This window comes from Dolichospermum sp. UHCC 0315A, assembly GCF_008121535.1.
Lineage (GTDB): Bacteria > Cyanobacteriota > Cyanobacteriia > Cyanobacteriales > Nostocaceae > Dolichospermum > Dolichospermum lemmermannii.
On sequence record NZ_CP043056.1, the window covers coordinates 4,868,516 to 4,880,772 of the forward strand.

At 39.4% G+C, this 12,257-nt stretch carries 10 protein-coding genes; 2 read left to right on the plus strand and 8 right to left on the minus strand.

The genetic code is table 11. The features are described from left to right. Window positions 1–114: 114 nt before the first annotated feature. Window positions 115–1,482, minus strand: coding sequence for an RNA-guided endonuclease TnpB family protein (locus tag BMF77_RS23155; RefSeq protein ID WP_210422254.1), 1,368 nt, complete (start codon window positions 1,480–1,482; stop codon window positions 115–117). A 686-nt stretch (window positions 1,483–2,168) separates the two neighbouring features. Here BMF77_RS23155 and BMF77_RS23165 point away from each other — a divergent pair. Further along, the gene (locus BMF77_RS23165; protein ID WP_148766163.1) at window positions 2,169–2,777 is read left to right on the plus strand and encodes a hypothetical protein; all 609 of its coding nucleotides are present in this window, start codon (window positions 2,169–2,171) and stop codon (window positions 2,775–2,777) included. A gap of 14 nt (window positions 2,778–2,791) precedes the next feature. Here BMF77_RS23165 and BMF77_RS23170 read toward each other — a convergent pair whose 3' ends face one another. From BMF77_RS23170 to psbD, 7 genes are all read right to left on the minus strand, one after another. Then, window positions 2,792–4,399, minus strand: coding sequence for a COR domain-containing protein (locus BMF77_RS23170; RefSeq protein ID WP_148766165.1), 1,608 nt, complete (start codon window positions 4,397–4,399; stop codon window positions 2,792–2,794). A gap of 154 nt (window positions 4,400–4,553) precedes the next feature. After that, on the minus strand, window positions 4,554–4,985 hold the full coding sequence (locus BMF77_RS28790; RefSeq protein WP_148766167.1) for a leucine-rich repeat domain-containing protein: 432 nt from the start codon (window positions 4,983–4,985) through the stop codon (window positions 4,554–4,556). Between the two features lie 481 nt (window positions 4,986–5,466). Further along, window positions 5,467–6,156: a J domain-containing protein gene (locus tag BMF77_RS23180; protein WP_148766169.1), complete on the minus strand. Its 690-nt coding sequence runs from the start codon at window positions 6,154–6,156 to the stop codon at window positions 5,467–5,469. 15 nt (window positions 6,157–6,171) lie between these two features. Continuing rightward, window positions 6,172–7,134: a cysteine synthase A gene (cysK, locus tag BMF77_RS23185; RefSeq protein ID WP_148766171.1), complete on the minus strand. Its 963-nt coding sequence runs from the start codon at window positions 7,132–7,134 to the stop codon at window positions 6,172–6,174. A 17-nt stretch (window positions 7,135–7,151) separates the two neighbouring features. After that, entirely contained in the window at window positions 7,152–7,589 is a 438-nt protein-coding gene (locus tag BMF77_RS23190; protein WP_148766173.1) for an Rrf2 family transcriptional regulator, read from the minus strand. Between the two features lie 169 nt (window positions 7,590–7,758). After that, a complete protein-coding gene (locus BMF77_RS23195; RefSeq protein WP_148766175.1) occupies window positions 7,759–9,519 on the minus strand; it encodes an iron uptake porin in 1,761 nt (586 codons plus the stop codon). A 1,126-nt stretch (window positions 9,520–10,645) separates the two neighbouring features. Further along, entirely contained in the window at window positions 10,646–11,701 is a 1,056-nt protein-coding gene (psbD, locus tag BMF77_RS23200) for a photosystem II D2 protein (photosystem q(a) protein) (RefSeq protein WP_015080309.1), read from the minus strand. Between the two features lie 279 nt (window positions 11,702–11,980). Here psbD and BMF77_RS23205 point away from each other — a divergent pair, with 279 nt between their 5' ends. Beyond that, window positions 11,981–12,253 carry a hypothetical protein gene (locus BMF77_RS23205; RefSeq protein WP_148766177.1) on the plus strand — a complete coding sequence of 91 codons (273 nt, stop codon included), beginning with the start codon at window positions 11,981–11,983 and terminating at the stop codon, window positions 12,251–12,253. Window positions 12,254–12,257: the final 4 nt, after the last annotated feature.

Below are 12,257 nucleotides of genomic sequence, written 5' to 3' on the forward strand. Positions count from 1 at the left end.
CACACAGGTTCCCAGACTCAGTACGTTTGCACAAAAGTGCGTGCTGATACCGCCAGTTGCTCTACTTGGGGAAACCCCAAGACCGCACTGGCTCATCTTCTGGGCGTTTAGCTGTTAAACAGCAAGTTTCGCGGAGTCCCCGGGTACTATTTCCAAAGCTCTATCTCTAATCGTTTTAGCAGCACCAATATCAGCGTGTTCGTGATATCCACATTCAGTACAAATGAATTTCTCACCATCACGATTTGACTTATCAGTATGCCCACAATTCCTACATTCTTGACTGGAGTATTTAGGATTAATCTTAATTACAACTTTTCCTTGCTTTACAGCGAGATACTCAATTTTTAAAATTAAATCACTCCAACTTGCATCAGAAATAGAACGGTTTAATCCTTTTTTTCTAGATTGCCCATTCTTTAAAAATCTTCCAGTTTTTTCATCGGTCTTAACTTGGCAACGCCTCAACATACCGGAGACATTTAAATCTTCTAAAGCAATAGCATCAACCTTTCTAGAAACTATTGTATTAGCAACACTCCATTGATAAGCAGTCCTTTTATCTGTAATCTTTTTGTGAAACCGTCCTACCTTATTAGCTGCTTTTTTACGATTCTTACTACCCTTGACTTTACGATTAATCCGTCGCTGTCTAATTTTTAAAGTGCGTCTAGCTTTTTTGTTGGTTGAGAATCTAGGATTATCAATTTGATGTCTGTCGGAGAAATGGACAAGTTTAGTTATTCCTAAGTCACAACCAAGAATAGAATTAACCCTTCGACTTCGCTCAGGGTTAAAGCCGAGCGGAGTCGAGGCTTTAACTTCGTTTAGCGGTTTTTTTACATAGTCTGGTATGGTTTTATCTTCAATTCTAATTGAGACATACCAACCATCTTGACGCTTTCTTAATGTGGCAGCTTTGATAGTAAAGCCTGTTGGTATTGAGCGAGAATTGAAAAACCGCAGCCATCCCAACTTAGGAAGATAGATTTTATTCCCTTGAGCTTTTACGCCCATCTGGTAAGTAAAAGAGGTAAAATTACTCCGGTTTTTAAACTTAGGAAACCCTCTCCCTTCAAAAAAGTTTTTATAGGCAGTGTCAAGGCGTTTGACGTTTTGCTGTAGGACTGTAGAATCAATCTCAGCAAACCAAGGTCTAGCTTTTTTTAGATATGGTAATGCCGTTATTTGAATATCACCAGCACTGCGTCGAGGGTTTTTGATGTTGCCATTTTTATCGGTTTTAACATCCTTCCACGGCTCTCCACTTGCTCCATTTTTACTGACAAAACAAGTTAATGGACAAGCTTCTGCTTTAGTCCTAATATCACAATAGTCACCTTGAATAAATTGCTGGTTGTATTGAGCTATTCTGTCAGCCAAACTCCAATTGTAAGTAGACCGGAGCATATCTAGCCAACCGTCCATTTTATCGGATTGACTAATATTAGGACGTAGCTTATATACATAGTTTGTTAGCAAATATAAGTCCCTCCCATTGTTGTTTCCTTTATTTGATTAAACAATAGCCATATACAAATAGCAAGTAAATATTTTAAGGTTATGGCTAAGTTTTCTCCAGACGAGTACAGGCACGAAAGCAACGCAGTCTCACTGCTGAATTGTCTATTGCGTAAAATTTGATTAATTTCTTTTCCTACTAATGCCCAAAATGGATTATCCAATAATTGAAGCATAAATTTCATAAAATGTCTTTACCTTGATCTTGTAGTTTCCCTTTCTTTTTTTGTTACTCTAACTCACATAAGGCGTTAACTTACTTAAATTAATAAGATCATCATTATTAGGCTTTTTTGCGGTTAAGTTTTAGCGTGAGTCTGATTTTATACTTGTTAATCCTAAGCATTCAGCTAATTGTGCAATTTTGAGTTCTGCTTGTTCAGCCCTGATTCTTGAGAATTGGGCTTTTTCTTGACCATAAACCTAATTCTACTCCTCAAGGTAAAATAGAATAATGTCGACATTCATTACTATGGGATGAACAATGAAACAAATAGTCGGTTCTGATACGGCATTTCTATTGCTATCAAGAGATAATAATTAAATCTTCAATCAATCTTGATTACCATCTGACACAAAATTAATAATTAGTGTCATAACTAACTGACTAATAACTGATGATTGATCACTAATTAGGTCTTGTTCTGATGTCAAATATTTATAATACCCAAGAGTTAATTCAGATATTGGCAACCGAACGCCAAGCTTGCTTAAAAGGTGAACGTTTAAAGTTAGATGTAACTGTTTCTGGTAATCCATTTATAGATCAGTTTGTCAGAACCGACGGACTGCAAAGATTCACGGCCTACCAAGATTTTAAAACCTCTATTCATGAATATCAACGAGAAAATCAAGTTTCTGGAATTATCTGGAAAGATATGACTGTTAAAGGTAAAAATCTGCATTATCCAGAAATTGATACTGAATTAATCGCTTTAGAAAGTGATTTAGAAATATTGAAACCTGCCAAAGATACAATTTTAGAATTTTGGTATTTCGTGACAGAAGAAATGGATTTATATTTAAGTTTTAGTAATGGTAAACAACATCAAAAAATTGTAAAAGTAGATGTAGAAAGAATTGTCCAAAGAACAGAATGGGCAACTTTATTAAAATGGGAAAATCCGAACTTTCTAGAAATCATTTTACAATTAGGTTGGGGACAACCTCAAGAAGCAGCTTATAAACGGGGAAGACCACTAGCGGGGAGTGAATTTATTCATGCAGTTAATCCGGGATGTTATCCTATCGGTTAATATGAGGATTTTCATCAAGGTGTGGGGGTTGGTTGTGGTGTTATTTCGGAAGTAGGAACACCCATATAAAAAAGTAGAAATACTAAAATAAATGCTGCAAATGCTCCTGTGGCTTTAACCTGGGTTTTTGTCCTCATAAAAGGTATTGAAGATTTTAAACCAAGATCACCAGAAACTAAATAACCGGCAATACCAGCAAATGCAGATGCTAAAAATCTTACAATAGCTAAAGCACTACCATTCATACTTCTAGGGTTGAGAATCAGGACGATAAAAGTTATTAATACTGCTAAAGCCATAGCCAAAGCAATACCCCGTTCAGCAGAAGAAATAGTTGGTTTTTCAGGTTTTTGTGGCACAGTCGGTTCGGGTGGTTTTTGTGATCCTATTATCCCACGATTTTGGCGTTTTCGTCTTTCTGCTTCTGATTCAATCCCATTTAGCAGTTCTAGCGCATTAAATGTTTCTGTTAGTCCTTCGGGAATGTAAGGTGAATTTCTCTCTGCATAAACCAGTAAATTTTTATAATCTGCAAATATACCAGAATATCCGGGAATTGGTACTTTTTCTTTCGCTTCTAAACCTTTAATAGTTTGATGAATACTATCGAACTGAGAACGAATTATTGCGAGTAACTCTCTGCGGGTGGAACTATTACCACTAATAAAAATAAAGATTTTGCGGTCTTCTTGATCACTTTTTAATAATGCTCGATTGTTGCCAGATTTTAATACAATACCACTTCGCCACCAAGTTTTTTTATCTGCTTGATGGTGCATTCTTACAATAAAACGGGAAATAATGCTGCTAGGTAAAATATTATAATGATATTCAAAAGCCAGAACATTCTCCCATTCCCCAGTTGCAGGTTCTTCTTTTGGTAACAAGTCAGGAATGAGATATTTATCTCTATTATCCAAAGGAAAACAGAGTTCAAACTTCTCCATCATTTTGATAATAAATTCTGGCTTATCGTCGGGATATTTAACAGGATCTAAAATTCTTTTTAGTTCTTGAAATGTCAATATACCCCGAAATTGAGTCATTAATAAATTGTCATTGAGAATTTTATAAACACCATTTGTTACCCATTCTGGATTAAGCACCGGAACACCTTTTAAGCCGAAATCATCTCTAAAATTGAGAACAATACCCAGTTGATGCAGCAATTCAATTAAAGTAGATTGTTTAAGTTTTTCATTAATTTCTTGATCCTGGCAAATACTTTGATATTCGTGGTAAAGAATATAGTCCTTTTTCATCTTTTCTAAATGGGTTTTTACCTGAAACCAACTTTTAGGTAAAGGTTCGTTAATGCCTTCTAAATTAGCAAGTTCGCGTTTAATAATTAATAATAAATTTTCTATACCTGCTCCAGTTTTACAAGAAATAGGAACTATATCTTTAATATTTTCGTATTTTTTGCGTAAGCCAGTTTGATCAAGATCCAAAGGATGATCATCAATTTTATTGCCAACTAAAATAATCGGGGAATCACCGCCAAAACTCTGAATAATTTTTAGCCAATATTCCAATCTATTTTGTTGTTCATTTTCACGGGCATTAATTACCAGCAAATAAAGGCTCCGTTTAGTGAGAAAAAATTGGTGGGTAGCGTGCATGATTTCCTGTCCACCAAAATCCCATATATTTAAGTAAGTAGACGAAAATAAATCAAAGTAGATTAAGTAATGTAAAAAATCTGGAGATGATTTCGTAGTAAGGGCTTCAGCCCTCAAATGAGGAATAAATTCCTCACTACAAACTTTGAATTATTCAAGCCGTTCTACTTAGTCGAATGTTTTGCCCATTAACTTCTAAATCCCACTTTTCAATATTGATGCCTTGGGTTTTGCTTTCGTTGGCATCAAATGTGTTATTAATCAGTCGTTTAACTAGGGAAGTTTTACCCACAGTTCCTTGACCAACTAGCAATACCTTAGCTTCATTGAGAGGTTGTTTCTCCTCGGTTTCCAGAGAGAAATAGTAGGTGAGAATCTGTGACGGTTTACCTAAGCTATCCCAACTGCTCCCTAAAATTTCCGCGGGAATATTTAGCTGATTCCCACGTAAATCGAGTTTTTCGAGTTGAGATAATTGTTTAATGGCTTCTGGCAATCTTGTCAGTTGATTGTTACTGAGGTCTAATGTAGTTTCTTTGTTTCTAGCAGCTTTTTCAATGATTTGCAGCAGTTCTTGATCAGTCATGGCTAGACACCAACAGAGAAGAAAAAAGATTAGTATAAATCATATAGCATTTCCTAGTCTAAGAGGTTGTTTGAAAAGTATTATATGAAACCCATAATCTCCAAAAACCTAACCCCCCTACCCCCCTTCCCTACAAGGGAATGGGGGTTTTAAAGCCTCTCCCCTTGCAGGGGAGAGGTTTGGAGAGGGGTCAGTTTATACATTAAAAACTTTTCAAACATCCTCTAATTAACTACAAAATTATCTGCGTCCATCTGCGTCCATCTGCGTTTAATTATTTCCGCTTCTAACCCGATAGAATGGGAATTATTATATTGTTAAAAAAATAAGCAATATTTCGGTTTAATAGATAAGTAAGTAAACGGAAAAAAACCATAACAAAAAGTCAAATTACCCAAAACCTCTTCCCTGTTATCTTGTCATAAAGACAATTTTCAACCCCAACCTACTTAGTAATTAAACGACTCTTACGATCATCTCATCAACTAACCGACTCTTGCGCTTCCCGATACAATCTTTTAGCTATCCGAAATAACTCTTGTCCCGTGTGCAAATAGCGATGATCATAGCTTAATGGGAAGTACGCTAATTCCTCTATTCCATCTCCCACTTGACTCATACAATAGTAAATATGGGCTGCTGCTGCTGCAAAACTAGCAGGATTTGGCAAAGAACGAAACTTAATTTGTGCGTCCTTCAAATCTTCCCGACAGGATGCTAAATAATCTTGAAATTCGTCTAAAAGATCATCATCAAAAGGATCTGCTGCTAATTCCTCAATTTGTGATTCTAAAGAATTAAGAATTGTACAAAGTATCCGATTTACTGGTTTATAAACTAAACGTATCCATTCCTCAATATTTTCATCAATATCTTTTCTAGTTTTCCTCGCTGCTTTGTAATCTTGTTGGGCAGATTCTGCTCGTTTTTGGCGAACATGATGAAATTGTTGCTGACTGTGACGAAGTTTTTCATCATAATCAAGACGACTTTTACTATCACTTAAAACCTCATAGGCAGCATTAACACGAATAATTTGCTCATTATCTGTAATGTCTTGATTACTATCAGGATGAAAAATTTTCACCAAGCGGCGATAAGCTTGTTTGATCTCCGCTTGACTGGCATGATTACTAACTTTGAGGGTATCGTAGTGGTTAAAATCGGACATGAATCCAATAGATTGTTAATTGGTACTAGTTGCGGTTTTCGCTTCTAGGTCTTGGAATAAAGGTGTACTTAAATATCTCTCACCGAAACTAGGCTGAATCATCACAATTAAGCGTCCCTGATTTTCTGGACGTTGGGCGACCCGAACCGCCGCACAAAGGGCTGCACCAGTGGAGATTCCAGACAATAATCCTTCCTCCCTGGCTAATTTGCGACCAAAGGCGATCGCATCCTCATCAGTAACCGTAATTACCTCATCAATCAATTCTAACTTTAACACTTGGGGAATAAAACCCGCCCCAATGCCCTGAATTTTATGGGGACCCGGTTTACCTCCCGATAATATCGGGCTATTAGCTGGTTCTACAGCGATCGCCTGAAAACTTGGTTTCCGGGCTTTCAAAACTTCCGCGACCCCAGTAATCGTCCCTCCAGTCCCCACACCCGCCACAATCATATCCACCAATCCATCCGTATCCTCCCAAATTTCCTCCGCTGTAGTTTCCCGATGAATTTGGGCATTAGCCGGATTGCGGAACTGTTGCAACATATAAGAGTATGGTGTTCTATCCACAATCTCCTGCGCCCGCCGAATCGCCCCACTCATCCCCGCAATTCCCGGCGTGAGTTCCAATTGGGCCCCATAAGCCCTTAACATCGCCCGCCGTTCCGCACTCATCGTTTCCGGCATTGTTAAAATTAATTGATACCCCTTGGCCGCCGCTGCCATTGCCAAAGCAATGCCCGTATTTCCCGATGTTGGTTCCACCAGAATCGTCTTCCCAGGGGCAATTAATCCTTCCTTCTCAGCCGCAGTAATCATACTTACCCCAATGCGGTCTTTCACCGATGACGAAGGGTTCATACTTTCCAATTTCACGAGAATTGTAGCCACACAAGCTAATTCTTGAGGAATCCGGTTTAGCTTAACTAGAGGTGTCCGCCCCACCAACTCCGTAATATTTTCAACAATCCGCATGATAAATTTTTATGCCTTCAAATGTAGTACATGATATCCAACTGCTTCCGGGAATCCCGTTTTTCACAAAGATCCTGAAGCGAATAATTTTGTAACACTGAATTTGCCGCCTGACGTGCTTCTTGCCAAATTTCTGACACCACAGAATTATCTAACCTTGTGGGATTAGTATTTTGTTCACCAGTCTGCACATCTAAACCTTCCAAACATTCTAAAATCTCAAAGATACTAATTTTCCGAGGTTCTCGCGCCAATAAATAGCCGCCTTTTGAACCCCGTTGACTTTTAACTATACCCCCCCGCCGCAAAGTTGCTAACAGTTGTTCCAAATAGCGATCAGGTATCTTTTGTTGCAGAGCGATTTGCCGAATTTGCATCGGTTCACCGTTTTCGTAATGAGTAGCCATCTCTAATAACGCCAAAATTGCGTATTCAGATTTACATGATAGTTCCACAAGTAATAATCCAAGATGAAAGTTGAAGCATGAAGTTGAGCAAAACCTTACAGTTAATCTCTTTTCCAGTATACTCCGGTTCTTAACTGGGGTTTTTCTCTCCACAAAAAAACCCCGCCATGAGGCAGGGTCAAATCACGTTGAAACTTATCAACAAACTTTTAACTATTTAGAAGCTAAAAGTTGTTCTGAGTGTACCAACAAAGGCATCATTACTGGTATTATTTTGTCCAGGAGATGTCATCCAAATAACTCCAGGAGTTACGGATACATTTTCAGAAACGCGATACTTATAGAAGCCTTCTACTTGGTATGGAGTCTCTCTACCAGTCGCACCTAGTGAGTAAGGTTGAGCGCCACCGAAGATACCCAAGACGTTACCTTTCTTACCAAAATCAGGTAAAGCTAAACCTGCACCATAGCTCCAAGCTTCTTTATCATCATTAGCTCCAAAGCCTGTAACATCATGGTAGGAAACGAAACCACTCAAAGAGAGTTTATCGCTAGGCTTGATAGCTGCGGAAATACCGTAGGAGTTGCTGGAAGAGGCACTAGCAGCACCTGTTGCCGAATTAACGCCTAAAGTATTCGCTTGTGCAGTGCCTACTAAAGCACCACCATCAAATCCTGAATCAAATAAGGTGCTACCTGCTTTTTGATAACCATGCACATAGGTTGCAGCCAAAGCAACGCGATTACCAACATTAAAGTTCAACTGACCTAAAGCCGCATAGTTACCGTCGAACAAGCCATTACTTGGGGCAGGACTAGCAGCATTTGAGACCGAGTTATTTGAAGCCAAGTAACCTAATGTGATCGAACTTGGTTTCAAGAAACTACTACCAGGTTTACCAAACGGGACATTCAAGGCAATACCAGAACCACCACCAATCCGGTAGATGGGGTTTTCAGAAGCAAAGGTACTTAAAGCCCCCTTACCACCATCTGTTTTATCAAAGAAGTAAGGATTGTTAACAGCCGCATAATCACTATGTTGCCCACCACTAGCTGAAAGATAAACTCTTGCAGGTCCTAGAGGAGCTTCATAAGTTAATTTGTCAATTTTAACGCTGTTAGCTCCAGTGCTACCGACTTCAAAGGTTTGTGTACCGACTCCGTTGCCAGGTACTTGAGAACCAGCAATAGAATTACCATTCTTGTCTTTTAAATCAAAGCCTGTGGCATTACCAGCAGCTAGACGGGTTGTCAACACATCTCTACCCGTAAAGCTGGTTTCCAAGCCTAAACGGACTCTGTCTTGGAATACTGCCCGGTTAGCTTTGCCTGTTTCACTGCCAAAAGTATCAGTGACAGCAAAAATAGCTTCACCTTTTAATTTAGTGGTAGTGGAGAATTGATTCGCTTCTAATTCAGCAGTCCGTCCTTCTAAAGCATCTACCCGTCCGCGTAAGGTTGCCAATTCCGCAGAAAACTCTTCTTGCAAACGCTGTAATGTTGCTAGATCCTGTTTTGTCACCATATCAGCCGTTGCGGTGGCAATCAATTCATTCACACGATCTAAACAAGCATTCAAACCAGCCGCAAATTCGTAACGGCTTAAAGCCCGATTACCACGAAATGTGCCATTGGGATAACCCGCAATACAGCCGTAGCGTTCAACCAAGGACTGCAAAGCTTGGAATGCCCAATCTGTAGGTTGCACATCAGAGAATTGGGAAACTGATGTTACCTGATTTAAGGAAGTATTGTTTTCGTTGCTGTAGCGGTTGACCTGAGCTAAAACTTGAGCTTCTTTGGTTTCTGTCGCCAATACTGCTGGCTGTTGGGAAACTTCTGCTGTAGAGGAAGTTTCAATTGATGATGCTCCCTTGGTGGTACTTGGTGCGGCTATCGCTGTTGAAGATACTAACAACGCTGCTCCCAAAATTGCTGGGCTAACCACCAGGGATTTCCACAAAATATTAGACATTTTTCCTTTTCTCCTCACACCTTATATGGATAACTTGAGTTCGCTATAGCTAACTGTTTACAAACGCGAAGTCTTGTTGAAACCTGTGTAATAGGCATGGCTGACACCAATGCCACAATCATAGCTTTCACAAGGCTAACAATTGATTAATTAATCGTTAAACTTCCATGCAATTAACTTATGCAAAAACTTTTTGACCATATCCTGCCATTATATTATAGTTTTTTCTAATAATCAACATAAGATTTCTTGATTAAGTAGATGTCAATTTTTCTAGTAGTATATTATCAGTTACACCAAGTAGATTTGACTTCTTTAAACTCATATCGAGCTTTTCTTACACTGAAGATTAGCGAATAAGCTTCGGCATTGAAGAATTTAGACAGGTTTTGAAATATACTTTCAATCAAAACCTTTCCACATTAATTATCATTTGTTCGCAATAGCTGTTTTGTTTTCACTCCAAAAACCTGACAAATATAAATGATAGGCGATCGCTAACAAATGTTCCACAACAATAATTTACAGTATTACGTTGCAAATTGTTGTCAGCAAATATCTAAATATTGCCTTATGCTACTGGTTAAAAATTACTACTTAGTACCATAAAACAAAATCAAAAAATTAGATCAAACAAGCTTTTTCGGCTTTTTAAATAGTTAATTCACTGACTCGGTTGTGTACTTGTTTCAACCAAAAACCACCCTTAAAAACTATCCGCCCTGACTTAGATCAGATAATCTAAGTCAGGGCGGTCTAGCGGGTCTTCAAGTTGCAACCAGACTGCCGGAAGGAACTCCGATGTTAAGCCTAGTTAGTTGAGCTAACTTAGTATCTCAAGAGAACTAAAGCTAACTTTTAGAGAACAGCCCCGGCACACAGCCGGCTAACTGCAACTTGACGACCCATGGGTATACTACTTTCTATCATGGGCATCACCTCCTTATTGCCTAAACGGTCTTAATTTCAAAAGGGGCAAAGCAAAATGCTTTGGTCTTGTAACCTGAGACTACTATAACACAACTGCGAAAATTTGCAATACCCTGATTTCAATTTCTGCCATAAAAAACCCCCACCATTGAGGTGAGGGCTAACTAACAAAGATAAATTCAGGTAAATTCCAGAGTTAGAGAGCGTTACCGCGTGGTAATACTTCTTCTGGGAATACGAACTGTTCGTGGGGTTGATCTTGAGGAGCCATCCAAGCGCGGATACCCTCGTTTAGTAAAATGTTTTTGGTATAGAAAGTTTCAAACTCTGGGTCTTCGGCTGCCCGTAATTCTTGGGAAACGAAGTCATAAGCCCGGAGGTTTAATGCTAAACCAACGATACCAATGGAACTCATCCACAAGCCTGTCACAGGGACAAACAACATGAAGAAGTGTAACCAACGTTTGTTGGAGAAAGCAACTCCGAAAATCTGTGACCAGAAACGGTTTGCTGTCACCATGGAGTAGGTTTCTTCAGCTTGGGTGGGGTTGAAGGCGCGGAAAGTGTTTGATCCTTCACCATCTTCAAATAGGGTGTTTTCTACTGTCGCACCATGAATGGCACAAAGTAAAGCTCCACCTAAGATTCCCGCTACACCCATCATGTGGAAGGGGTTGAGTGTCCAGTTGTGGAAACCTTGTAGGAATAGGAGGAAACGGAAAATTGCGGCTACTCCAAAGCTAGGTGCAAAGAACCAGCTAGATTGTCCTAAAGGATACATCAGGAACACGCTGACGAATACGGCGATAGGACCGGAGAAAGCAAGAGCGTTATAAGGACGCAGACCGACGAGACGGGCTACTTCAAATTGGCGTAGCATGAAGCCAATCAAACCGAATGCGCCATGTAGGGCGACGAAAGGCCACAAACCACCGAGTTGAATCCAACGGGTGAAGTCACCTTGAGCTTCAGGACCCCACAGGAACAACAGGGAATGCCCCATGCTGTTGGCTGGTGTGGATACTGCTACTGTTAGAAAGTTAGCTCCTTCTAAGTAAGAAGATGCTAGTCCGTGGGTGTACCAGGAAGTGACGAATGTTGTACCGGTCAGCCAACCGCCTAATGCGAGGAAGGCACAGGGGAATAATAATATTCCTGACCAACCTACGAATACGAAGCGATCGCGCTTTAGCCAGTCGTCTAATACGTCAAACCACCCTCTACTGGGGGCGCGTCCAACTGCGATGGTCATGAGAGCAAATCTCCAAAATGTTTTATAATTACGGATTTTATGCGTTTATAGATGGCGAATATGAGCCGCCTACACAAAATTAACCAGATTGTCAATCTAGTTTACAATTTTTTACGCTTTCTATCATAATAGGTGAAAATCTCTAATTTTGCCAGTGGACGAGAAAAAAAATTTTATTTGAGAATTGGAAGGTAGGAAAGTAGGGAAAAATTTCTTAGCAACTGACAACTGACTAATGACGCTAGAATGGGTTTTAAAGTGAAAATTCATTAATTCTAAATGTTTACCATTGACTTAAGCATCAGAAATACTGCTTTCCCTATATCAGTACAACGCAAGTCTACTGAAGATGCCGAAGCTGTTTATCAGCTAATTTTGGCAGCCATGCGCTCTGGCAATCCTGATCTTGTGGAACTCAATTGCGAAGGCAAAACAGAGAAAAAAATTGCTGTTCGTGCTAGTGAAATTTCGGGAGTCCAGATTATCCAAAAAGATAGTGCAGCTACTAGCAGTGGTAAACCACCTGGCTTTGCTGCTTTTACTGCTGAGTAACCCA

Coding starts and splice junctions, on each gene's coding strand:
- BMF77_RS23165 (WP_148766163.1), top strand. CDS start 2,169: ATGTCAAATATTTATAATACCCAAGAGTTAATTCAGATATTGGCAACC.
- BMF77_RS23170 (WP_148766165.1), bottom strand. CDS start 4,399: ATGCACGCTACCCACCAATTTTTTCTCACTAAACGGAGCCTTTATTTG.
- BMF77_RS28790 (WP_148766167.1), bottom strand. CDS start 4,985: ATGACTGATCAAGAACTGCTGCAAATCATTGAAAAAGCTGCTAGAAAC.
- BMF77_RS23180 (WP_148766169.1), bottom strand. CDS start 6,156: ATGTCCGATTTTAACCACTACGATACCCTCAAAGTTAGTAATCATGCC.
- cysK (WP_148766171.1), bottom strand. CDS start 7,134: ATGCGGATTGTTGAAAATATTACGGAGTTGGTGGGGCGGACACCTCTA.
- BMF77_RS23195 (WP_148766175.1), bottom strand. CDS start 9,519: ATGTCTAATATTTTGTGGAAATCCCTGGTGGTTAGCCCAGCAATTTTG.
- psbD (WP_015080309.1), bottom strand. CDS start 11,701: ATGACCATCGCAGTTGGACGCGCCCCCAGTAGAGGGTGGTTTGACGTA.
- BMF77_RS23205 (WP_148766177.1), top strand. CDS start 11,981: ATGTTTACCATTGACTTAAGCATCAGAAATACTGCTTTCCCTATATCA.